Below are 23,555 nucleotides of genomic sequence, written 5' to 3'. Positions count from 1 at the left end.
AATCACCTGACCAAGGGGGTTGTGCGAAAATATCAACATTGCCAGTAGCAAAAAATATTTTGACACTATACTATTATATAATACCTCAATGAATATTACAATTTCATGTTTTTATCTGTTATTTTTTTGATTTTTTATACAAAATTAATCAATTTTCAAAATAAGCTCCAATACGCGTCTTGCACTCTGTTCCAGTTCCTGTCGACCGAGCAATCCCATTTCCATAGCTTTTTTCACACGCTCCGGATACCCTGTTGCCATTTTAAGGTCATTTCCAGCCTTTATTTCTTTATAATGCTCTCCACATGTCCACCAGTCTGTTGTAACCATACCCTGAAATCCCCACTCACCACGCAAAATATCTGTCAAAAGCTCATAGCTCTCTGAAGTACGGTGTCCGTTAACAGCATTGTAAGAGGACATGATCGTCCAAGGCTGTGCTTCTTTTACAATAATCTCAAAGCCTTTCAGATAAATTTCACGAAGTGCACGCTCCGATACCCTGGAATCACTATTTTTCCTGTTTGTTTCTTTGTTGTTTGCTGTAAAATGCTTTACAGATGCTGCAATATGCTGTGACTGAATCCCCTTTACCATAGCGGCACCCATTTTTCCAGCAATCAGCGGATCCTCGGAATAATATTCAAAATTTCTTCCACACATAGGGTTTCTGTGAATATTTACAGCTGGTGTCAGCCATACAGCAAGATTATTTTCCTTTACCTCCTTCGCGCCTGCCTTTCCGACCTGCCATACAAGTGCCGGATTCCAGGTACATGCCAGAAGCGTTGCACATGGCCAGGCTGTTGTATTCACAGTACATCCGATATTAAGGCGTAGTCCTGCTGGTCCATCTGCAGTCATTACTGAAGGGACCCCGTACTCAGGAAGATTTCCTAATCCGAATGTATTTGCAACACCTGTATTTGGCTGTCCGCCGAGAAGATGAAGCAGTTCCTTATCACTTAACTGTGCCATAAACTCATCCAATGAAAGCTTTCCTTCAGCTACATCAATGAACTGTTTTCTTCCACAATTATCAAACCATTTTCGACGGGAACACCAGCGCACTTCTGGCACAATACAATCCTCTTCTTCCGTTTTCAGTTTTTCAAATGCACATTCATTCATATCATTGCATTCATACTGAGGAAGCATTTCAAAGGTACCATCAGAAAGCATACGCTCTTTCAGACTTGTTGGAACCAAATGCGCTGATAGCTGTTTTACAATTATATTTTCTGTAAGCTCGAATGTATAAGCGGCTTCTTCTGTATCCCTTACAGAGATTCCAATGTAAAATCTGTAAATTCCTTTTTCCAGAATATAGGCTGACTTCTGAATTTTCCCGAGATCATCATAGGAAGCCATGTCCGCTTTTTCAAATGACAGATAAACTACCTGTGTTTCTCCAGGCTGAAGCAGACGGGTTTTTTCAAAAGCAGCAAGCCGGAGTGCCGGATTACCAAGAAGACCCTGTGGTCCGTTAAAGTAAAGCTGTACCACTTCTTTTCCTGCCATGTTCCCTGTATTGGTCACGTGAACTTCTGCAAAAATATGTTTTGAAGTTTCCCATACAGAATCTGTATGCACTCTGAAATCAGTATAGGAAAGCCCATATCCAAAGGGATATATAACCTTTTCCTTTGCACCTGGAATCGTCTCAAAATAACGGTATCCTACATAAATATCTTCTGTATAATTTACATAGTCACAGGATTCATGAAAATTTTCAGTTGATGGATAATCATCTAAGGAAGCTGCAAATGTATCAGTCAGCTTGCCAGACGGATTTCCTTTTCCCAGAAGAAGCTCTGCCATGGCCAGCCCTCCTTCCATTCCCCCCTGCCAGCCAAGAAGGGCGGCTGAAATCCGGTCATCATTTTTTATCCAGGAAACATCTACAATTCCACCGACATTCAGAACCACTGCAATACGGTTAAACCGTTCTTTCACCATGTTCAACATTGCCTTTTCATTCTCTGTCAGAAAATAATCTCCCTCTGGAAAGGCTTTCGCAATCAGTTTTGCCATGTAGTTATCTTCCAGCTCTTCCCTTGACATTTCGCTTAACTGACTATCAAGGCTGGAGCGATCCCAGCCTTCTGATGAAAAACGGCTTATTACAACAATTGCCACATCTGCAAATGCTTTTGCACCGTCAGCAAGTCCTTTTGGAAGTTCAGGTTCTATTGTCATACCTGGCATTGCACCTTGCCTATACTGTTCCTGAACATTTTCTCTGTAAAATTCTGCCAGGGGTTCATAAAGCATAACTGCATTTCCTTGCATTTTAAACCCATCATAAAGGTTATGCACGTAGGAAACCGCAACATCACCACTTCCTCCACCGCCTTTTACATAATCAAAACTTCCTTTCCCAAACAGTGCAAGTCTGGTTCCTTCTGCAAGAGGCAGAAGCTTTTTCTCATTTTTCAACAGCACCATACCTTCTTTTGCAGCTTCCTTTGAAAGTCTGATATGCTCCTTACATTCCGTCACACGTCTTTTTTCCTCTAATGGAAGATTGGGTTGAAATCCAACACGTGTCCATTTTCTCATTTTATGTATTCTCCTGTCATATTCATATATTTATTTCTGTAAGGCTTGAACGTTTTTACTCTTAATCTTCAATGGCAGCTTTTCTTGAAAAAATAGCATGAATAATTTCCGGATCAAATTTCGGCTGTCTGTCATACGTATACAGTCCGTTTTGTTCCTGTTCCACATCTGTAAGCTGCGTATAGCAAAGTGCAAACATGTTCTCATTATCCAGTAAAACATCTGTAAGCTCTTTCAGACGTTTCATGTATGCTTCCGGTGAATCCGGCGTATTTCCATATCCCCAGGCATCCTTGCTCAAAGACCAGCCAATGCCGCCATATTCGCTGACAAAGAAGGGAATTTTTCCATTATATGTCTGCCGTTCTTCAAATGCCGCACGGAAATCAAGCCTGTTTGATTTTCCAACCTCTTTGTAATGCTCTGCAAAAATCTCCGGATCCTGTTCATAATCATGCAAATCATAAATATCGGTGAGCACATGATAATTTCCGCTGGTGTCAATACAGGGCCGGGTTGGATCCGCTGCTTTCGTTGCCTTATAAACTGTGGCAAGAAGCTCATCAAACTGTTTTCTTCCTTTTTCATCCCAGGTTTCATTAAACGGACACCATCCAATAATCGCAGGATGGTTAAAATCACGGTCAATCTCTTCCAGCCACTCTGGAAGGATTCCGTAAATGCTGTCTGCATAAGAGTGATCCAGTCCCCAGTTGGGATACTCTCCCCAGACGATATACCCCAGCCTGTCACAGTGATACAGGAAACGCTCTTCAAATACTTTTTCATGAAGGCGGGCACCGTTAAATCCCATTGCCAGGGATCGTTTTATATCCTTTTCCAGTTCTTCATCAGAAGGTGCTGTGTAAATTCCATCCGGATAAAAGCCCTGATCCAGAATGAGACGCTGAAATACAGATTTTCCGTTGAGCAGAAACTTTTTGTCTGTAAGCTGTATGGAGCGCAGTCCAAAATAACTTGTCACCTGATCTTCTCCATAGCTTAAGGCAAGGTCATAAAGATCTCCCTTTCCAACCTGCCATAAATGCTTTTCTGCCAGCTTCACCACTGCCACTGCTGTTCCGCCATCTGAGCTCACTGTAGCCTCTCCCATTGCCGTTCCCTTGTAGGACGCTTTTACCGCAAAGGTTCCTGCTCCCTGAAGCTCTGCAAAAACAGTAATTGTTCCATTGTTTATGTCCCCATAATATTTTGTTTTTATAATGTGTGTGTCAGGAACAAATTCCAGCCATACGGTCTGCCAGATACCTGTTGTTCTGGTATAATAACAGCTGTAAGACTCATAATGGGTGCTCTGTTTTCCGGACGGAATCAAGCGGGAACGGGTGTCATCTTCCACATGAATTGTGATCACATTTTTTCCGGCAAAAAGATACCTTGTAATATCCACAGAGAAAGAAACATATCCCCCTTTATGAGTGCCACATTTCTGTCCGTTCACATATATTGTGGTAAAATAATCTGCCGCGCCGCAATGCAGAATCACAAGATTTGATAACTGGGCTTCTGTAATTTCAATTTCTCTCCGATACCATACAGAATTCATGAAATCCGTGTAGCCAATCCCGGACAGCTTACTTTCCGGGCAAAAAGGCACCTGGATTTTTTTTGAAAGGTCTGCTTCCGGCTTGTAAAGCTCCCGTGCTTCTCCACTTCCGCCATGATCAATTTCAAAATCCCAGCTTCCATTTAAATTCAACCAATTTTCACGCATAAACTGTGGTTTTGGATGTTCGGTTCTGTAAATCATCTTTTCTCTCCCTTTATTTTTTTTCAAATAGGCGTTTGCGGAACGCCACAAGCCGCATAAACACGGCATTTTTTTACTACCCAAAAAAACAAATAACCCCTCACTGGATACGGTATAATAGAGTTGTCGAGAAACTATAAACCATACACCAAGAAAGGAGTTATTCTAACATCTATGATACCATATAAACAGCTTTCTTTGGCAGATATTTTTGCAGATTGCCAGGAAAAATTTTAAAATGACAAACCTGCGTTTTTATCCCTATTAGAAACCTCAGATACAGGCTATTTCTTTATGATCTCTACCTCAAAAGGTTTCAAAATTTCCTGTCTGGACACCGTTTCCCCCGTCAAAAGGTTTTGCATTCCTGCAAAACACTGAGGAACCACAGTCTCTTCCTTACTGAAATTTATTAGGAAATAAAAGGTATTTTCCTTGGTTTTCCGTACTGTCACTTCAAGGGATGTCCGCTCATCTACTAAGCTTTTGACTGCTGCTTCCTTAACTATGCAGTCCATCATCCTTGTAAACGCACAGTCCTCTGGCTGAGTCCCCAAATAATAAACAGTACCTTTTCCATAACTGTTTTTGGTGACAGCAGGTGTACCCGCATAAAAATTGCTGCTGTAATCAGCCATGCTCTCGGCCCCTTCCAGATGAATCAAGTCACATAGCATTGTGCTGGTAAACTCTGTACCATCTTTAAATTTTACAGAATTTTTCTGCTCTGGAGCCAATGCGTCAATCTCCTCCACCCAAATTCCAGCCAAGTCCCTGAGGGGTCCTGGATAGCCACCAAGATATACATTGTCTGATTCACCTACGATACCGCTCATAAAGCCGGTCACTAATACACCACCTTTCTTTACGAAGGCTTCAAGCGCTTCCTTGACACCCTGATGAACCATATAAAGCACCGGCGCAACGATCAGCTTATATTTTGAAAAATCTGCATCCCTTGGGATCATGTCAACAGCTATGTTTTTTTCATAAAAGAACTTATAATGCCTATGAATCTGATCCACATATTTTAAATCTTTATGGGGTCCGCTTGTAAATTCCAATGCCCAATAATTATCCCAGTCAAACAATATCCCGACATCAGCCGGATTTGCTGTCCCCAGGATCTGATCTCCCAGCTCTTCTAACTCTGTCCCTAGTTGTGTGACCTCACGGAACACCCTGGTATTATCTGTTCCTGCATGGGCAATGACTGCTCCATGGAATTTTTCACATCCGCCAACACTGCGGCGGAGCTGGAAAAATTGTATCGTATCCGCCCCATGTGCGATCGCCTGATAGCTCTGTGCCCTCATCTGCCCCGGTTTTTTCAATGAATTGTAAGGTTGCCAATTCTGCTGGCTTGGTGTCTGCTCCATCAGCATGAAGGGCTGCTGCTTTAAGCCCCGCATGAGGTCATGCTGCATCGCCGTCAGACTTACCGGCGTATCATAAGATGGATAGTTATCCCAGGATACGACGTCCATCTCCTTTGCCCATTTGAAATAATCCAGCTGCTTAAACGTTCCCATTAGATTTGTTGTAACCGGAGTCTTTTGATCCACGCTGCGGATAGCGTTCCGCTCCATCTTGAAATTTTCCAGCATACTATCCGAATTAAAACGGGCATAGTCAATGGAAATACCGGCGAACGCTGTGCCGCTGCACCACTCGAGACCTTCGCCAAGAGCGTTTGGCAGCACAATTTCCTCCCAGTCATAGAGGGTGTGCCCCCAAAATTCTGTATTCCATGCCTCATTCAGTGCTTTCAGCGTCCCGTACTTTTTCCGAAGCCAGACACGGAAGGCTTTTTCGCAATTTTCACAGTAACACTCACCGCTATATTCATTATTTATGTGCCAGCACACCACACTGTCCAGATGTCCATACCTTTTTGCAAGCTTTTGAGCCAGTTTTGCCGCGTATCTCTGGTAAACAGGGCTATTTGGGCATGCATTTTGCCTCTGTCCAAACTTGTGGTGCCTTCCCGCATAGTCCGTCCTTGCCACCTCCGGATATTTCCGAAACATCCAGGCCGGCATTGCCGCGGTTGAAGTTGCAAGGACAATGTCTTTATGGTTTTTTCCCAGCATTTCAATGACCTTGTCCAGTTCCTCAAAATCATACCGTTCTTCTGACGGCTGGAGCTTTGCCCAGGAAAATACATTGACTGTTGCGCTGTTTATCCGAGCTTTATCGAAAAGTTCCATATCTTCTTTCCAGACTGCTTCCGGCCATTGGTTCGGGTTGTAATCCCCGCCATATAGGATATGCTTAAAATCTGCTTTCATATTTTTATTCCCTTCTTTTGTTTATTCTTTTAGGCGTTTGCGAAACGCCACAAGCCGCATAAACACGGCATTTTTTTATTACAAAAAAAACAAATAACCCCTCACTGGATACGGTATAATAGAATTGTCGAGGAACTATAAACCATACACCAAGAAAGGAGTTATTCTAACATCTATGATACCATATAAACAGCTTTCTTTAGCAGATATTTTTACAGATTGCCAGGAGAAATTTGGAAATAACAAACCTGCGTTTCTATCCCTATTAGAAACGCATATCGATATTGATGAGATTATTCCGATTTCATTTCAAAATCATTTTTATGCATCAGACTTAATCCTTGCTGGTATCGCGCAACTTATTACCATTGTTCTTGCAGACAGTATCAAACTTAGATACAAAATTGTAAACGAGCATTGCGAGTTTCGCAATTACCTATTTATTCTGTAAAAAGTGTACACCCCATATCACGAAATTCCGCTATTTTCTTTTCCAGCTTTGGAACAGGACAGTCAAGATACTCACTGATACAGTGAATGCACCAGAAAGTCTCAGCTCCCCGGTTAAATATCCTCTTATAAAGACCAATTTCATCATGACTCACTGGACGGTTGCACTTCACACAACATATGACGGAAGTATTTTTAGTATCTGTCATTTCCATATTCATCCTGTTTTCACTCTTTTTCCGGTAAGATCATCTCTGCAATTGTAATCTTGCACTCATCTGGCAATACCTGTGTAGAAAAGGCATCCTGGTAAACACCAATGCTTTCCCCGGTAACTGCATTTGTAAATTTCATTTTTATTCCGGTTCCAGAGTGAATTCCAAGATCGCAAAAGGAAATTTCCATAGTATTCAAATAATCACTTTCGTATTCCAGATTAAAAAATGCAAGGGCAATTCTGTTTCCGGACAGAAGCTTTGCCAGAATATACCGCTTATCGCCCATATTGTCCACAAGAAATGCAGGGCGATACTCTTCATCCTGATTAATGGCAATCAGCCCTTTGTTTAAAAGAATGTCTTTATTAGTCTTGTCAATTTTTCGAAGATCTGCTCCCATGATCAAAGGAGAGCCAAGGAATGACCACATTGCAAAATGCTGAAGATACTGCTGGTCTGTACATCCATTAAGCCCTACATTGCCGCTTCCATGCATTCCTGTGATCAGCATATCCATATCGTTGTAGCAGTCCGGTGCATTTCCTTCAATATTCTCTACCTGGCTTTTAAAAATATCTTTATAACTTTTCGGTATATCAAAAATATCACCTGTAGAGCGGTAGGTATGTGCCCCTCTTGACCGCATCCAGCCCGACGGATCATATTTTCCCCAGTTACAGGCTGCAAATAAAATATCCTTTCCCGAGCTTCGAAGAGCCATTGCCATAGTAAGATATGCATTTTTTGCATCTGCACAGACCGGAAAGTAGCAGAAATCATATTTCAGGTAATCCACGTCCCATTGGGCAAACTGCTTTGCATCTTCTGCTTCATGACCATAGCTTCCCGGGTATCCTGCACAGGTTTTCGTACCGGCGCAGGAGTACATGCCGAATTTCAAACCTTTGCCGTGGATATAATCTGCAAGAGCTTTCATTCCATGTGGAAACAGTTCCGGATCTGCCACTAATTTTCCATCCACACGCTCCTTCAGGGACCAGCAGTCATCTATGATCACATACTCATATCCAGCCTCCTTGTAGCCTTCTGCCACCATAGTATCTGCCATTTCCATGATCAACTGCTCATTTATATGAGCACCAAAAGTGTTCCAGGAATTCCACCCCATCGGTGGTTTCTGTGCCAATACTGCCATAGTTAAATCCTCCGTTCAATTTTTCCCATATCATCCTTTAACAGCTCCAAGCATAACCCCTTTTACAAAATATTTCTGCAGGAAAGGGTATACCAGCATAACAGGAATAACTGTAATAATCGTGGTTGCCATACGTACACTGTCTGCTGATAATGAAATAGCAGCTGCATTTCCAACCTGTCCGCTTCTCATACTGTCTGCCAGCATCTGTGCCTGATTGATGCAGTTATAAAGGATCAGCTGTACTGTCTGCAGGTTGGGATTCTGCACCAGAAGGTAGTTATCCTGCCAGGAATTCCAGGCTCCAACTGAGGCATACACTGCTACTGTCGCCAATATAGGTTTGCTCAGAGGCAGAATTATGCTCGTATAAATCTTGAAAAAGCCTGCTCCGTCAAGTTCCGCAGACTCCTGAAGAGACTGCGGAATCTGTTCTATAAATGTTTTGATCAGTATGACATAATATGCGTTTACAATTCCCGGAATAATATACAGCCAGAAAGTGTTGTTCAAATGGTATGCTTTCATGGTTATGTAATAGGGAACCAGACCGGCACTTAAATACATGGTAATAACTACAAACCTGTATACAAATTTTCTTCCAATCATATCTTTTTTCGTTACCAGATATGCAAACAGGGAGGAACCAAACAGACACAGGATTGTCTGGATAACTGTTCTGGCTCCTGAAATCAGGAAAGCATGTCCGAATCCTGATTTTTTCAGGATCATCTTATATGCATCCAATGTGAAGCCCTTTGGCAGGAAATAAATTCCCTCCAGGGATGCCCTTGTACTGTCAGACAGGGAATAAATAACCATGTAATAAAACGGATACACACAGAGAAATACTGCAATCAACAGAAAAAATACATTTAATACATGAAGAAATTTCTCCTGTGGTGATGTTTTAATTTTTGAACTTGTTTTTTTCATTCTTCTCACCTCCAGTTATACAATCGATTCGCCTCTGATTTTTTTCGACAATGCGTTTGCAGTAAATAATAATACAATTCCAAGTATTGACTTCAGCATTCCCAGGGTAATGGAATAGGAATAATCATTTATATAAAATCCAACCTTATATACATAATAATCAAGCACTTCAATTTTATCCGCCACCATAGGGTTGTAAAACATAAAATACTGGTCAAATCCGTTTGAAAGAATATTACTTACTGCAAGAAGGAACATTACCACATAGGTAGGCATGATCCCTGGAATTGTAATATGCAAAATAGACTGGATCTTATTGGCTCCGTCTACCTTTGCTGCATCATATAGTTCTGAATCAATTCCTGTAATCGCTGCAATATAGATAATTGCTGACCATCCGAAGCTTTTCCAGATTCCCAGAATCCACTGCAGAACCCAGGTGTGATCCACATCACCAAGAATTCCCATAACAGGCGGCTGAATGCCAATTTTCTGCATCAGAACACTTACAAATCCATTTACAGAAAAGAAAGCAAAAGCAACACCATAAACAATGATCCAGCTGATAAAGTTTGGCAGTGTGGTTGCTGTCTGAACAATTTTTTTAAATTTAGAATTTTTTATTTCATTGAACATAATTGCAAACACTACCGGAACAGGGGTTGCCAGCAGCCCCAGTGCGCTAAGCGCCAATGTATTTCTCAATACACGCAGTACCTCTGACCGTTCTGTAAACAACTTCTGGAAATTACCTAGTCCTACAAAAACCATGCTGCCAAAATCCAGAAATTTCTGTCCAATTTTGTAATCAAACACGGAATAAATCCATCCAACCAGCGGAACATAGGAAAATGCAAATACATAAATTAAAAATGGAACTGCCAGAAGCAAATATTTGATTCCACGTAATTTTTTTCTTCCAATCCTCTCTGCCAATGCAGTTTCTGACTTTTTCACGCTCATATAGCATACCTCCTTCTCTGCTAATAAGATAACGCAAAACGGAAGGTGTATTCCAGATACAACCTTCCGTTTTTTTGACATATCCTATTTAGTTAAAAGGTGGTGCTTTCACATTTAAAGAAATCTTACAAAAAATGGTAAAATCTTACGATTTTAAACAAGCCCCTGATGGAATTTCCCAAGGAATTCCTTCATTCTTACATGTTCTGATGAAAATACCTCTTCCGGGGTACCTTCCACTGCGATCAGACCGTCATCCATAAAGATAATCCGATCGGAGATGTCACGGGCAAAGCTCATCTCGTGGGTAACGATCACCATAGTGATATGCTCGGCTGCCAGATCTTTGATTACCTTCAGGATTTCACCAGTAAGCTCCGGGTCCAAAGCAGATGTGGGCTCATCGAAGAAAAGAATATCCGGGTTCATGCAAAGGGCTCTGGCGATGGAAACTCGCTGCTGCTGTCCGCCGGAAAGCTGGTAGGGATAATAATTTTCCTTATCCGAAAGCCCCATTTTCTTAAGAAGCTCCCTTGCCTGCGCATAAACCTCTTTTTTATCTCTCTTTTGTACCTTAATTGGAGCGTCTGTAATATTTTTAATCACGGAAAAATGGGGAAAAAGGTTAAAATTCTGAAAAACCAATCCGATTTTTCCGTTTTTGATGATTTCGCCGCCGTCTGGTGTCTCCAGACCAGTGGCACAGCGAAGCAATGTAGACTTACCCGAGCCGGAGGGACCGATAATACTAAGAACCTCGCCCTTGTCTACTTCCAGGGAAATGTCACGGAGAACGTCCAGGGCTCCGAAACTTTTCTTTATGTGTTTCATTTCAAATAATTTCATATAGTGACTCCTTCTGGTTACCCGCACACGCTTTTACAATGTATATTCACTGCAGGTTGATGATAAATTATTAGCGGTAATAGTTCAGTTTTTTCTCTACTTTATCCATGATCACTGCTACCAGCAGGTTAAATACATAATAAAATACAGCCGCTACCACAAACGGCACCATCGTGGTCTGAGAGCTGGCAATCTGTTTCGCCAAAGTGAACATTTCAGCTACCGCTACAACAAACGCCAATGAAGTATCCTTTACCAGAGTGATTACTTCGTTGGTAATAGATGGCAAAATCCGTTTAAATACCTGGGGAAGAATGATGCGGAAGAAGGTCTGTGCTTTTGAGTAGCCAAGGATTCGGGCTGCTTCATACTGACCTACTGGCATGGATTCAATTCCGCCACGGTAGATTTCTGCAAAATAAGCGGCATAATTAATTGCAAAAGCAATAAATACAGCGATCAGGCTATAACCCATGGAAATCCGGATTCCAAAAATAAAATATGGTCCAAAATATACTACCATCAGCTGCAGCATAAGAGGTGTTCCGCGCATAATGGAGATATATGCAGAAACGATCCATCTGATTATCTTTATTTTGGACATTTTACCCCAACAGACCAGAAGGCCAAGTGGCAGGGAAAATATAAGGGTTACAAAGAAAATTTCCGTAGTTACGGTCATTCCCTTTGCAAGCTGGCTTAACATTACACTAAAACTCATAGTTACTGTGTTCCTCCTGTTGATACTTGTGTTCTAAGGGATCGCATTTCACGTTTCATTTCATTCTATAATTCACATTCTGCGAATCAAGCTCCTTCTTTTGGAGCAGACCCCTTCTCGCTAAGAAAAGAGGGTGCGCCAGGTACCCTCTTTTTTACATATATTCTTGTTTATATTCTATGTGAATTATTCAGCCTCATCCTCAGCAGCATCTGCATCAGCTGCCTCATCAGAATCTGCATTTTCTTCTGCCGCATCTGTGCTCTCTTCTGTCTTATCAGCTGCTTCCTCATCTCCCAGGCAAAGCATGTCAACCACACCATACTGTTCAGCCAGCTTATCAATCTCACCTTCGTCGTACAGCTTCATAACCTCAGCCCATACGGTATCACGAAGCTCCTCATTTCCCTTGGCAAAGCCAATGCCGTACTGCTCGCTCTGGATCGGCTCGTCCAGAATCTTATATTTGCCCTCTTCTCTCTGAGCCAGCTGATATTTGGCAACTCCGATATCAACAGCAACAGCATCAGCTGCGCCAGAATCAATATTCATAAATGCGGTATTGTAATCCGGATTCTCTGTAAGGGATGCAAAACTGTCTGTCAGTTCTTTGTTATCCTCGCTGTTCAAAGCATCAAGTGCTGCAGATGCAGCCTGTACTACAACATTCTTCCCTGCCAGATCTGCCAGTGTCTCAATTCCGGAATCGGAAGTGACTACCATAACCTGCTCGTTATTCAGATATGGATCAGACCATGTATAATCATCCTCACGTCCATTGATGGTAAAGCCATTCCAGATACAGTCAATATTTCCGGAATTCAGCTCCATATCCTTGGAATCCCAGTTAATCGGCTTCTTTACAAGCTCCCATCCAAGATTATCACATACCTTCTGCGCCACATCCAGGTCAAAACCAACATATTCGCCACTTTCATCCATATAACCAAAAGGCGGATACTCTGCATCAAATCCAACAGTCAGTGTCTTACTGTCGGCATCTGCATAAACCGTTACACTAGAGCAGATACCTGCTGCCATCAAGGCACTCATCATAATCGCCAGAATTCTTTTTTTCATAATATCTATCCTCCTGAAATCTAATTCTCATTATTTTAGTGCGTTTTCACTCTACCATATTAAAGCATGGTTGTATGGTAGCATACGAAAGTAATTCTGTCAATATAGTTTTTTAGAAAAAGCACAGGTTCATCACGAACCTGTGCTCCTATGATACTCTCCTGTCAGCTTCTCCAGCATTTCATCCGCCTTCCCTGGTCTTATGCTGACCTCCTTTTTCTGCGCAAACTCATCCAATGCCTTTTTTAAAGTATCCTTCACTTCCTCCGATACATTCAGCTCCTTCAGCCTGTTCTCATACTCCTGCGGCTTCTTCACGCTACGATAAGCAAGCAGATAGCAAACCAGCTCCTTAGGATCGCTCTGGGTAAGAAACGCCTCCCAGAAACACTCCATTGCTTTCTCCATCTGAAAAAGATAGCTGTACGCACATCCAAGGTTATGCCACACACTCATGGTCAGTCCCGGTCTTATCTGCTCCAGCCCTTCTTTTTTCAGAAGCTGCTGATACACCTTGATGGCACTTACATACATCTTATTCGCTACCAGGGCATCCCCTTTTCTCTTTTTTCGAAGAAGAGGTGCCTCCTGATCCAGCTTGGCAAGCTTTACATTCAATGCCTTCAGCTCATCGTAAGTAAGATAATTGATCTCCTTAAATACCGGATAAAGCACATCCTCCGCACTGGCAAATTTACCAAGATGAGGACGTAGCTTGGCTGCCAGCCTTGGCAGATCCAGTTCCTCGCTGATCCAGATACAGAGATTTTCATTTATAACAGAAGAATCCACCAGATAAAGATTGTGGTACAGAAAGTAGCAAAGCTCCTCCAGTGAGTAAATATTGGTATTGATACTCTCCACAAAAAACGGCTTGTCCGCCTTTTTTGTCTGACATAAAATATAACCGCTCATTTCCAGCCTCCTTTACCACTCTACCAGTTCGTCCCAGACCTTGCCGCTGGAAGGGAACATTTCTCCAAATCCAAGATCTTTTACAACAACGCGGCATTTCTTCTGTGACACATATGCAAGGGCCAGAGACAGTCTTGTAGTCTTATTGGGACGCTCAGGAAGTCCGGGCAGTCCCATAATTACTTTCTTCTTGTGCTTCTCGCCGAAGGTTCCAACAACAAAAACGAGCTCTGTTATATCATCCAGGATCAGCTCACAGCCAGCTTTACACTCATACCAGTTCTTACCAGCCTCAATAAGCGGGTAATATGCCGGTGCACCCATCACCCGCATTTCCATTCCCACATCTTTCAGCACAAGAGCAGGACTCATATAACGGTACCCCTTCAGGATCTTATCCTCAAGGCGCTCCTTTCCAGCTGCACATGCACCTTTTGCAAAAAGGTTATTTCCATAATAAACCTTTCTTCGCTGCATGCAAAGGCTTCCAATGGATATTTTCGCCCAATCCGGGCTGAATCCATATCCTGTGATCTGAATGCTGGAAAAAAGACCGGTTCCAAGAGTCTCCTTAATAAAATCACGGAAAGCCTCATCTCTGGCTTCCACGGCCTTCTCTCCCTCTTCTTCAGGTGCTGTAAGAGATGGGAGGACCGTCTTCTTCGGCTCCTCAAGGCGTACCAGCACCGGCCTTGTGCTGCTGTCCATAGTCAGCTGCTGAAACTTCACTTCATCCTGGTGAAAAGAATACCAGCCGATACTCCGGTTCCAGGTCTCTCTTTTCTGGGTAAGGGAATAATAATAAAAGCTCTCTCCATGGTCTATCAGCATGTACTGATTCTTCGAAAAACCAATGGCCTGGCAGGCTTTTTCCATATTTTTCACCTGGGGGTCCTCAAGCTCAGGACTTGTGATCACCAGGCATTTTGTATTTTTTACAAGATCTGCAACTCCCAGAAATTTCAGCATACCCTCCAGAAAAACCTGAAGCAGCTCCCATGGCTCCACCTGTTCTCCCAGAATCTGCACACTGTCTTCTTTCTTACAGATTCCATACAGGTCATCCACCATCTGTCCCCCTTTTTCCCGGGCAAAATAAACTGCCTCAAGACCAATGGTGTACTCTTTATGCTCTCCGCGCCTGCAAATACAGGTAGGTGCTTCAAACTCCTGGGCACCAACCTTCATGGACACAGAGCAGGGTTCCTCCCCTTTCCGGTCATAATAGCAGATCTGGGAATAATCTTTTCCAAAATCAATTCCTATGATCAAATCACGAATTTCATTCATATATTCAGTCCTCTTCTGTAATGACAAACATTTCTTTTACATACTGTTCCTGGCGGAAATACTGCTTCAGTCCCTGTTTCACCTCATGATGCTTGTCCAGTTTCCGCGCAGACAAAATCTGATTAATCATCTGGTACTTGCTGAATGGTGTACCTTCCACCTTACTCATTCCAAGTACCCGCTCTGGCGTTCTTTTGGTCTGTCCATTACATTCCTCTGAAAAATAATAATGCAAAGTTTCCCCGTAAAACATGGTAAACGGCTTGGTAAAAATACCCTCATATACATTCTTAAGAGGCTCTGTCTTATATTCCAGCGCACGTCCAAGTCCGGTATCCAAAGCATATACAAGGGTTACCTTCGCCTCCGGGCTGGTGTGATATTCCACACATGTTTTGTCATCCATCTGATACAGGCTCAGAATTTCCGGTGGAAGTCTGTGGAAGAAAGAAAATACCATTTCTTTGTCCATGCACATTTTCAGAAGCTCTTTTTCTATGGAAAGAAGAGCCTCTTTTCTGCTCTTTTCCCTGGAAAGCTCTTTAAACAAAGCCAGATAGCAGACTTCATTTACCATCCATTTCTGCATATATGCATTCAACAGACAGTTTTTCACAAAAGGACTCATGGTGTATTCTTTTACAAAAATGCCATAGGAAACATGGGTCAGATATCCGCTTACGATCCACTCCCTTCCGGAATGGCGAATGTAGGATTCCAGAACATGCTCTCCCTCCTTGCGGTAATCCGTGGTAAACATAAGAAGCTGAAGGATTTTTTCCTCCAGATCATAGGTATCCATTTCAAATCCCACAGCACTTTTCCAGATGGAAAACATTTCATCCACAGGTCCAAAACGATATTTCATAAGATATGTGAGGATCACCTCATCATAAAATCCATTTCTGTAAACATCAGATGCCAAAGCCAGAAGTTCCTCGTCTTCCAGCATGTCGCAGCGCACGATCATGCGGCTTACCAGTTTCAAAAGGCTTCGCATGTCCACGCCCTCATAGCCGAATTCCTCCACAATGGCCTGTGCCTGGGAAAAAAGACCGCGGCTTATAAGAACCACCAGAAGCTTCTGCCTGTCCACACGGGCGTATTCCTGGTAATCCATCTGCTTTAAATATTGATCCAGATCTTCGCCAAATACATGCTCTGCATAATAATCCAGAATCCTGCGACGTACCTTCTGCTTATACTCCATGCAAAAAGCATCGGATTTGACCAGTCTTTGAAAAATATCCAGATTATCTTTGTCCAGTTCATGGCTTTCGCAATAATGAAGAAGCACACCTGGCTCGTCCACGCCAAGGGCAAGAACTTTTCTCACTGCCCCATCCTCATCCATGGTCTTCTTCAAGCTGTAATCTACAGTAGCACTGTATCTGCGCTGCTTGTCATCCTGAAAAAGGATAGCAGCATCTTCTGTATAAATTCTTGGATAAGCTACGCCCTGAACACAGGTATAAGTCTCCTCTGATTCCATCTGACTGTGACGAACGATCACATAGCGGACTTTTTTATCATCAAAATAAAGGCGGTGGGTAAACATTTTCTGCGCAATGGAATCTGCCGCCTCTTTTGTGCGAGGCTCCATCAGAAACTCCTGATATAAGACAGCATAGCTCTCATTCATTTTGCCCTCAGCCAGTTTTTTCCTGGCGAAATCCCGCATACCTGACATATAGCGCTGGTATGCTGCCGGCTCTTTTTCCTTATTTGCAATAATGCAGGAATAAATAAATGCCCGCTTGGAATCTCCAAGGGAATCGCTGTTGTAAGTAAAATACATGAGAAGAGCCTTTGGAAGCTCAATCCGTCTGGAAGTGTCCATAGTCTCCACATAATACTCATAAAGTCTTGTAAGACGCAGCCCATGCTCCACTGCCAGGGAAAACCAGCGGAAATATTCGGTCTTTCTTGGGTTTCCCTTCATCACATATTTGCAGATGGCTTCCAGGGTATCCTCTGAAGAATACTGTTCATAGCCCTTTGCCAATGCCTGATAAATACTTTCGTTATAATCTTTCTCATACCCAGAAAGATATGCAAGACGCATTACCAGCTCCTCTGTAAGAAGGTTTCTTCTTGCCGCGAAGCGGAATACCTGTCCCCAGAAGCTGTTCAGCCTGTGAAGAAGAGTCATGTCCTTGCAGATGATCTTCCATGCTTCCAGATAGAGGAACGGACTCCTGCAGCCCTTGCCAAACTGCTCTTCCAGCACAAATAATGCCTTGGACGGAGTCTCCTTGTATGCAGGATCCAGCTTCAGCAGGATCCATAAAAGCGGAAAACTGTCACTTTTTTGCATGTAAAAATTGCGGATTCTGGACAGGGCGTGAACCTTGTCCTTATATAAACCGGTAAGCGTGCACAGATACAGATAAATTCCAGCAAACTCCAGATCATCTCTTGTATAGGATTTATCCTGATAGCTTTCCAGAAGAACTCTTGCTTCCTCATGATGGTTCTCCATGTAAAGAAGAAAGGCCTCATACATCTGGTATTCCGGATAATCACATCCGGACTGGTGAAGCTGGTTCAGAATATAGTGGCTGCTTGCACTCCAGGTGGAAAAATCCATCCAGCTGTTGACCCCTGGATTCTCCTTTCCCGCAAGACAGCTTGCCACAGCAGTCTCATAGCACAAGTAGGCCAGACAGTCTTTTTGAAGATCCAGTTTACTCTTCTCCTGAGTCAGACGGATATCTACATCCAGTTTACCACTTGTGGATGCAACAACGGTATAAGTAATCTCCTGATAAGGGCTTTTTACTATAATTTTGCCAAACTGATTGCCTTGTCTTAATTTCTCCTTGTGTACCAGATATTCCACTTCATAATGGCTGCCAATAAAATCTTCGTCTGTTACCACCTTGCGGGGAACTTCCAGAAACTCTCCAACAGCTTCCACATCAAGGCGCAGATGCCCCCATCCGCTTCTCTGAATATAAAAAGATTCTTTCAAAGAGTCTTTCAACTCATAGTATTCTTTGCCCACCTCTCTGGCACTTATGGTTACTTTTTCCTTCTTGCCTGCGGCAATGAGAAATTCTTCCAGATGCTGATATGTCACCGGCTGTCTGGACAGACCATAATAAAGTGTCTGGATCTTTTGATCCTCATTTTCCAGAATTCTGGTGAAGCTGGCATCTTTAAAAATACGGAATGCCTCTTTAAAATCATCCCGGGCAACTTTTACAAATTCGTCCAGATTCCCTACCACACCTGAAAAGCTGCGTATTTCCTCTTTCTCGATCTCAATTTCAAAAGGAAGACGGGCCTCTCCAATATTTGTAGTAAAGCACAGCCATCCCTTCAGGTTTTCTCCGGGAGCAAGTCCTACCGTATCAATTCCAAGCGGGAGACGCACAGTAGTTCCGGAAATATGGTCCATTCCCGGTACCACCCGGCGGCTGGAAGAAGTAACATAACCACGGATCTTCTGATTATCCTCTGTTCCAACGTACACTTCCCCTCTCTTCGTCTCCCCTGCTTTCATGGTCAGGGAAATCTTCTCCTTGGAAAAAAGGAGCTGGGGCTGTTCATATTCAAACTTTCCGTTTAAAAGCTGTTCGATCTTTTTTTTCAAAATCATTCACCTTACGTCTTTCGTGTTCTTGTTACTGTCCACAAACTTCACAGCAACACGCTTCTCAAAACATTGCTGCGGAACAGTAATCCTGTTACTCGCTGTCACTGCCTCTTTCGAACCAGAGCCTTTTTCAAACACGCTCCAGGCAGTTACTCTGACATTATTATAATGATTTTCACCCTTTATTTCAATGTAAAATATAAAAAGAATCCTGCCACGATTTTTTCCGCAGTAAAAAAAGGCAGCCAGGCACTTAAAGCCTGTATTTTTCATAGACTATATAGAAATCCCCTTTGAGGTAGCGATTTGAAGACATTTTTGAAACCTTTGACAATGGCCGAGGAGCAGTATTATCTTCAGCAGTACCAAAGGGGCGATATGGAAGCAAAAAATATTCTCATAGAACGTAACCTGCGGCTTGTTGCCCATGTAGTAAAAAAATATCAGGGAACAGATGTAGAACTGGACGATCTGATTTCCATTGGCACCATTGGATTAATGAAAGCCATCTCCACATTTGATTCCACAAAAGCAGCCCGGCTGTCCACATATGCTGGAAAGTGTATCAACAATGAACTGCTTATGTTATTCCGCTCCCGCAAGAAGCATTCCCGGGAAATCTCGCTGTATGAACCCATTGGTACAGACAAAGAAGGCAATGAGATCAGTCTTCTGGATGTAATGGAAGGACCGGCAGTGGACGTTGTGGAAGAGTATTCCACCAGAGAAGATATCCGTCATGTACTGGATTCCATGAAGTCTGTACTGTCTTCCAAAGAATATGAGGTGATCTGCTGCCGTTTCGGTCTCTTTGGGCAAAAGGAACAGACGCAGCGGGAAATCGCCAGGCACCTTCACATCAGCCGCTCCTATGTATCCAGAATTGAAAAAAACGCCCTGCAAAAATTGCGGACGCTTTTTCCTGAAAACGGGTAAAACACGCTCTGCGAGTTTTACCTCTATGATTATTTGTTACTGTTCATTCCGTGACCAGTAACGATTATTTTTCTGAATTACTCTCAGACTTATGCTTCACTACGGCGGAGGATATCATAAACCTCTGCCTCACCGCCAAGATCTACAAACAGCTTCTGCTGCGGATGGGGAGCGCTTTCTACGGAATTGCCCTCCTCATCATAGATAGCTTTTACAGGAACCAGAAGATTGGTTCCATCCGGTTTCATGATCTCGATCATCTCTCCTACTGTAAACTTGTTTCTCTGTGTAATCTGCACATAGCCTCTCTCATCTACAGCTTCTGCAAATCCCAGATACGTATACCCCTTCTCATAGGTATTATTGTCATAGATCTGTGCTTCCTCGCTTGGTTTGCCATAAAAGAAGCCAGTTGTAAATTTACGGTAAGTGCAGCCTGCGATCTGCTCCTGATACCAGGACATGTTTGCCTGATATTTGGCCGGATCTTCCAGATAATCATCAATAGCCTTGCGGTAAGTACGTGCGACAGTTGCTACATAAAGAGCTGTCTTCATACGACCCTCGATCTTCAAACTGTCGATTCCGCTTGTGAGAATGTCATCCATGTGCTCGATCATGCAAAGATCCTTGGAATTGAAAATGTAAGTACCACGCTCATTCTCATAAACCGGCATATACTCTCCGGGTCTCGACTCTTCCACAATGGAATATTTCCAACGGCACGGATGTGTGCAGGATCCCTGATTGGCATCTCTTCCTACCAGGAAATTGCTGAGAAGACAGCGTCCGGAATAGGAAATACACATCGCTCCGTGAATGAAAGTCTCAATCTCCATATCATCTGGAATATTGGCACGGATCTGGCGAATCTCTTCTAAAGAAAGCTCACGGGCAGTTACCACACGCTTCGCTCCAAGCTTGTACCAAAAGCGATAGGTTTCGTAATTAGTGTTATTTGCCTGGGTACTGATATGACGCTCAATCTCCGGACAGATTTCCTTGGCATAGGTAAAAATACCAGGATCAGCGATGATCAAGGCGTCCGGTTTTAATTCCTTAAGCTCTTTCAAGTACTCTCTTACACCAGCCAGATCATAGTTATGCGCAAGAATATTCACTGTCACATAGACTTTTACACCATGCTCATGGGCAAATGCAATTCCCTGCGCCATCTCTTCTTTTGAAAAATTGCGGGCCTTGGCACGAAGCCCAAAAGCCTCTCCTCCGATATAAATAGCGTCTGCTCCGAAAACCGTGGCAATCTTCAGAACCTCAAGACTGCTTGCCGGAACTAATAATTCTGGTTTACGCATATGACTCCTCTTTCTTTACACTGATGGAGGCTCCGTCTCCTAACGGAAGGATGGAGGTCTCCAGCAGCGGATTGTGCTTCAGTTCATAGAGATACTGACGCATACGCTTATAAATGGTACGATTGCGTCTCTCTACAAGATAATGGGATTCGATAATGTCCCCTTCTTGAAGAACATTATCAGAAACAAGAACGCTGCCCTTATGCATTAATCGAAGCACATCCGGCAGCCAGTTCATATACTGCCCCTTGGCAGCATCCATAAAAATAAGATCATAAGTTCCAGTAAGTTCTTTCAGGATCTCTCCTGCATCCCCGGTAAGGAACTCTATCTGGGATTCCCGTCCTGCCTTCCTGAAATTCTCTCTGGCAATAGGGATCCTTTTTTCATAATTCTCAATTGTTGTTATTTTCAGATTCTCAGGTCCATATTCGCACATCAGCAGAGTGGAAAAACCTACTGCCGTTCCGACCTCCAGTATTTTCATCGGCCGGGTTGCTGCAAGAAACATTTTCAGAAAGCTCTGCATTTCCTTGCGGATAATGGGAACCCTTCCTGCAAGTGCTTCTTTTTCCAGTTCTTCCAGAAAAGGAGTATTCCCCATATCAAGAGAATTGATGTAAGTGCGCATTCTCTCCTCTACGATCACTGTCCGGACTCTCCTTCCCCTGCAGTTCCATCAGCTGCCTGAGTATCTGCTGTACCATCTGCACTCTGGGTATCAGCTGTATCAGTTCCTGCATCTGTAGTCTGAGTATCTGTCTGGGCCGCTGTATCAGCTGCTGTGGCACTATCCTGCGTAACACCAGTCTGCTCCTCATCACCAGCAAGAATACCCATAATACGTGTAGGAGTGTAAGCTGTACTTAACAGATAAGTTCCAGCCTGCATCTGTCCCTTATATGTAGAAAGTTTCTCCTGTGCAAAGAACACCAGACTGTCGTCGATCAGTCCCTTGCTTTTCAGGATCTTGGCTACATCATACGTGGATGAGCCTTCCGGAATCACAACTGTCACTTCCTGACCTGCTCCCGGGCTGACTGCCTGCTGGTTAAAAACATTGTAGCCAAACTGATAGGCCGACTTGCCAATCCAGAAAATCAGCACTGCAACACAGACGTAAAAAGCAGTACGAAAAATTCCACCAGCTACAAAAAGCCCTGCTTTTCCCACTTGATCTCTTGTATTACCCATGTTTCCTCCTTATAACTCAGGAATGTCCAGATCGATTCCCTCTGTAAGTGTCCTGCATATCTTCTGCATAAGTTTACAAAGAGCAAGCTCCGCATCAAGAAATGCGTTTACAAGGGGATCTCTGCGCAGCTCCCTGGATTCTCTGTTGAGCTGCTCCGTTCCCCGGAACAGCTCATCTCTGTTTGCTTCATTCTGTAGTCTGAAATTGTTTCCTCTGAATGCATTCACACGGTCCATAAGCTCCGGGTTCTCCTTCAGAAGATCTCTGTATTTCTCAAATTCCTGATATTCCTCACTGTTCTGTACAGCTGCAAGAAGTGCATCTATACAGTCTTTTATCTCGTTCATCGCGCCTCTGCTTATGCCTCCATAATGATTGGAAGGATCATCGGACTTCTCTTGGTACGTTTCCATACGTAGTCGCTGAGTGCATCCTTCACTGCTGCCTTAATCTTACTCCAGTCTGTGATACCTTTATCCAGACATCCGTCAAGAGCCAGCTCAACCACTTCTCTTGCATGATCCATAAGGTCTTCTGACTCTCTTACATACACAAAACCTCTGGAAACAATATCCGGTCCTGCCAGTACCACATTGCTGTGTCTCTCTAATGTCATGACAACAATCATAATACCATCTTCGGAAAGATGCTGTCTGTCGCGAAGTACAATATTACCAACATCTCCGACTCCAAGACCGTCTACAAGAATTGCACCTGTGTGTACGGAACCAGTAACAGCCGCACTATTCTCATCAATCTCCAGAACATTTCCGGATTTCAGAATAAAAATATTGTCCTTGGAATATCCAAGTTCCTCTGCAACAAGCTTCTGGGCAGTCAGATGACGATATTCACCATGTACCGGAATTGCATATTTCGGCTTCACAAGGGAGTAGATCAGCTTAATCTCCTCCTGGCAGGCATGTCCGGATACATGTGCATCCTGGAAAATAACCTTTGCACCTTTCATGGAAAGCTCGTTGATAACCTTGGATACAGCCTTCTCATTACCTGGAATCGGATGAGAGCTGAAAATAATTGCATCATTAGGTTTAATGGTAATCTTCTTGTGGATATTAGCAGCCATACGGGAAAGAGCAGCCATGGACTCGCCCTGACTTCCTGTAGTGATCAGAACAAGCTGCTCATCCGGATAGTTCTTTACCTGGTCGATCTCGATCAGAGTCTGGTCAGGAACACGCAGATAGCCAAGTTCTGCGGCAGTGGTAATAACATTTACCATACTGCGGCCTTCTACTGCCACTTTACGTCCAAATCGGTATGCAGTATTGATGATCTGCTGTACAC

General features: G+C 43.2%; 21 protein-coding genes. 2 read left to right on the top strand and 19 right to left on the bottom strand.

Annotation, left to right across the window (positions count from 1 at the left end):
• Window positions 1-144: 144 nt before the first annotated feature.
• The 3 genes from AB5642_RS05435 to AB5642_RS05425 form a co-directional block, all read right to left on the bottom strand.
• Entirely contained in the window at window positions 145-2,562 is a 2,418-nt protein-coding gene (locus AB5642_RS05435) for a glycoside hydrolase family 3 N-terminal domain-containing protein (RefSeq protein WP_148461305.1), read from the bottom strand.
• A 61-nt stretch (window positions 2,563-2,623) separates the two neighbouring features.
• Complete coding sequence (locus tag AB5642_RS05430) at window positions 2,624-4,333, bottom strand: glycoside hydrolase family 2 protein (RefSeq protein WP_173719356.1); 1,710 nt, start codon at window positions 4,331-4,333, stop codon at window positions 2,624-2,626.
• A gap of 284 nt (window positions 4,334-4,617) precedes the next feature.
• Window positions 4,618-6,624 carry a beta-galactosidase gene (locus AB5642_RS05425; RefSeq protein WP_173719357.1) on the bottom strand — a complete coding sequence of 669 codons (2,007 nt, stop codon included), beginning with the start codon at window positions 6,622-6,624 and terminating at the stop codon, window positions 4,618-4,620.
• A 175-nt stretch (window positions 6,625-6,799) separates the two neighbouring features.
• On the opposite strand from AB5642_RS05425, the gene AB5642_RS05420 reads away from it, so the two are divergent.
• Window positions 6,800-7,075 carry a hypothetical protein gene (locus tag AB5642_RS05420; protein ID WP_330602882.1) on the top strand — a complete coding sequence of 92 codons (276 nt, stop codon included), beginning with the start codon at window positions 6,800-6,802 and terminating at the stop codon, window positions 7,073-7,075.
• Here the strand turns inward: AB5642_RS05420 and AB5642_RS05415 are convergent.
• The 11 genes from AB5642_RS05415 to AB5642_RS05365 all read right to left on the bottom strand — a co-directional run bounded on the left by AB5642_RS05415 (window position 7,065) and on the right by AB5642_RS05365 (window position 19,073).
• A complete protein-coding gene (locus AB5642_RS05415; RefSeq protein WP_148461302.1) occupies window positions 7,065-7,283 on the bottom strand; it encodes a hypothetical protein in 219 nt (72 codons plus the stop codon). The two genes, AB5642_RS05420 and AB5642_RS05415, sit on opposite strands and share 11 nt — an antisense overlap.
• A gap of 19 nt (window positions 7,284-7,302) precedes the next feature.
• Window positions 7,303-8,448: a glycoside hydrolase family 27 protein gene (locus AB5642_RS05410; RefSeq protein WP_173719314.1), complete on the bottom strand. Its 1,146-nt coding sequence runs from the start codon at window positions 8,446-8,448 to the stop codon at window positions 7,303-7,305.
• Window positions 8,449-8,478: 30 nt separating this feature from the next.
• A complete protein-coding gene (locus AB5642_RS05405) occupies window positions 8,479-9,384 on the bottom strand; it encodes a carbohydrate ABC transporter permease (RefSeq protein ID WP_148461300.1) in 906 nt (301 codons plus the stop codon).
• A gap of 15 nt (window positions 9,385-9,399) precedes the next feature.
• Complete coding sequence (locus tag AB5642_RS05400; RefSeq protein WP_148461298.1) at window positions 9,400-10,347, bottom strand: ABC transporter permease subunit; 948 nt, start codon at window positions 10,345-10,347, stop codon at window positions 9,400-9,402.
• Window positions 10,348-10,500: 153 nt separating this feature from the next.
• Complete coding sequence (locus AB5642_RS05395) at window positions 10,501-11,193, bottom strand: amino acid ABC transporter ATP-binding protein (protein WP_148461297.1); 693 nt, start codon at window positions 11,191-11,193, stop codon at window positions 10,501-10,503.
• Between the two features lie 70 nt (window positions 11,194-11,263).
• Window positions 11,264-11,914: an amino acid ABC transporter permease gene (locus tag AB5642_RS05390; RefSeq protein WP_173716412.1), complete on the bottom strand. Its 651-nt coding sequence runs from the start codon at window positions 11,912-11,914 to the stop codon at window positions 11,264-11,266.
• A 186-nt stretch (window positions 11,915-12,100) separates the two neighbouring features.
• On the bottom strand, window positions 12,101-12,994 hold the full coding sequence (locus AB5642_RS05385) for an amino acid ABC transporter substrate-binding protein (RefSeq protein ID WP_173719315.1): 894 nt from the start codon (window positions 12,992-12,994) through the stop codon (window positions 12,101-12,103).
• A gap of 132 nt (window positions 12,995-13,126) precedes the next feature.
• Entirely contained in the window at window positions 13,127-13,909 is a 783-nt protein-coding gene (locus tag AB5642_RS05380; protein WP_173719316.1) for a hypothetical protein, read from the bottom strand.
• A 12-nt stretch (window positions 13,910-13,921) separates the two neighbouring features.
• The gene (locus AB5642_RS05375; RefSeq protein WP_148461294.1) at window positions 13,922-15,199 is read right to left on the bottom strand and encodes a DUF5716 family protein; all 1,278 of its coding nucleotides are present in this window, start codon (window positions 15,197-15,199) and stop codon (window positions 13,922-13,924) included.
• Between the two features lie 4 nt (window positions 15,200-15,203).
• Window positions 15,204-18,797: a DUF5717 family protein gene (locus AB5642_RS05370; RefSeq protein WP_226840989.1), complete on the bottom strand. Its 3,594-nt coding sequence runs from the start codon at window positions 18,795-18,797 to the stop codon at window positions 15,204-15,206.
• Window positions 18,798-18,803: 6 nt separating this feature from the next.
• Complete coding sequence (locus tag AB5642_RS05365; protein ID WP_173719317.1) at window positions 18,804-19,073, bottom strand: hypothetical protein; 270 nt, start codon at window positions 19,071-19,073, stop codon at window positions 18,804-18,806.
• A gap of 33 nt (window positions 19,074-19,106) precedes the next feature.
• Here AB5642_RS05365 and sigK point away from each other — a divergent pair, with 33 nt between their 5' ends.
• Entirely contained in the window at window positions 19,107-19,736 is a 630-nt protein-coding gene (gene sigK / locus AB5642_RS05360) for an RNA polymerase sporulation sigma factor SigK (RefSeq protein WP_118578536.1), read from the top strand.
• An 89-nt stretch (window positions 19,737-19,825) separates the two neighbouring features.
• On the opposite strand, the gene AB5642_RS05355 is transcribed toward sigK, so the two are convergent.
• The 5 genes from AB5642_RS05355 to AB5642_RS05335 all read right to left on the bottom strand — a co-directional run.
• Entirely contained in the window at window positions 19,826-21,052 is a 1,227-nt protein-coding gene (locus AB5642_RS05355; RefSeq protein ID WP_173719318.1) for a U32 family peptidase, read from the bottom strand.
• A complete protein-coding gene (locus AB5642_RS05350) occupies window positions 21,045-21,701 on the bottom strand; it encodes an O-methyltransferase (RefSeq protein WP_118578540.1) in 657 nt (218 codons plus the stop codon). Before AB5642_RS05350 ends, AB5642_RS05355 begins: the two co-directional genes overlap by 8 nt.
• On the bottom strand, window positions 21,698-22,246 hold the full coding sequence (locus tag AB5642_RS05345; RefSeq protein WP_118578542.1) for an endolytic transglycosylase MltG: 549 nt from the start codon (window positions 22,244-22,246) through the stop codon (window positions 21,698-21,700). Before AB5642_RS05345 ends, AB5642_RS05350 begins: the two co-directional genes overlap by 4 nt.
• Before the next feature lie 9 nt (window positions 22,247-22,255).
• Window positions 22,256-22,594, bottom strand: a complete 339-nt coding sequence (locus AB5642_RS05340) for a YlbF family regulator (RefSeq protein ID WP_148461290.1) — start codon at window positions 22,592-22,594, stop codon at window positions 22,256-22,258.
• A gap of 11 nt (window positions 22,595-22,605) precedes the next feature.
• Window positions 22,606-23,555, bottom strand: a 950-nt coding sequence (locus AB5642_RS05335; protein ID WP_368371487.1) for a ribonuclease J, incomplete at its 5' end; no start/stop codon positions are given.

Source organism: Ruminococcus sp. 1001136sp1_2201st1_G3_2201SCRN_220225 (genome assembly GCF_040924365.1).
GTDB classification, from domain to species: Bacteria; Bacillota; Clostridia; order Lachnospirales; family Lachnospiraceae; genus Blautia_A; species Blautia_A faecis.
Note: the sequence above shows the minus strand (reverse complement) of the source record. Positions and strands in the feature narration are given on the sequence as shown.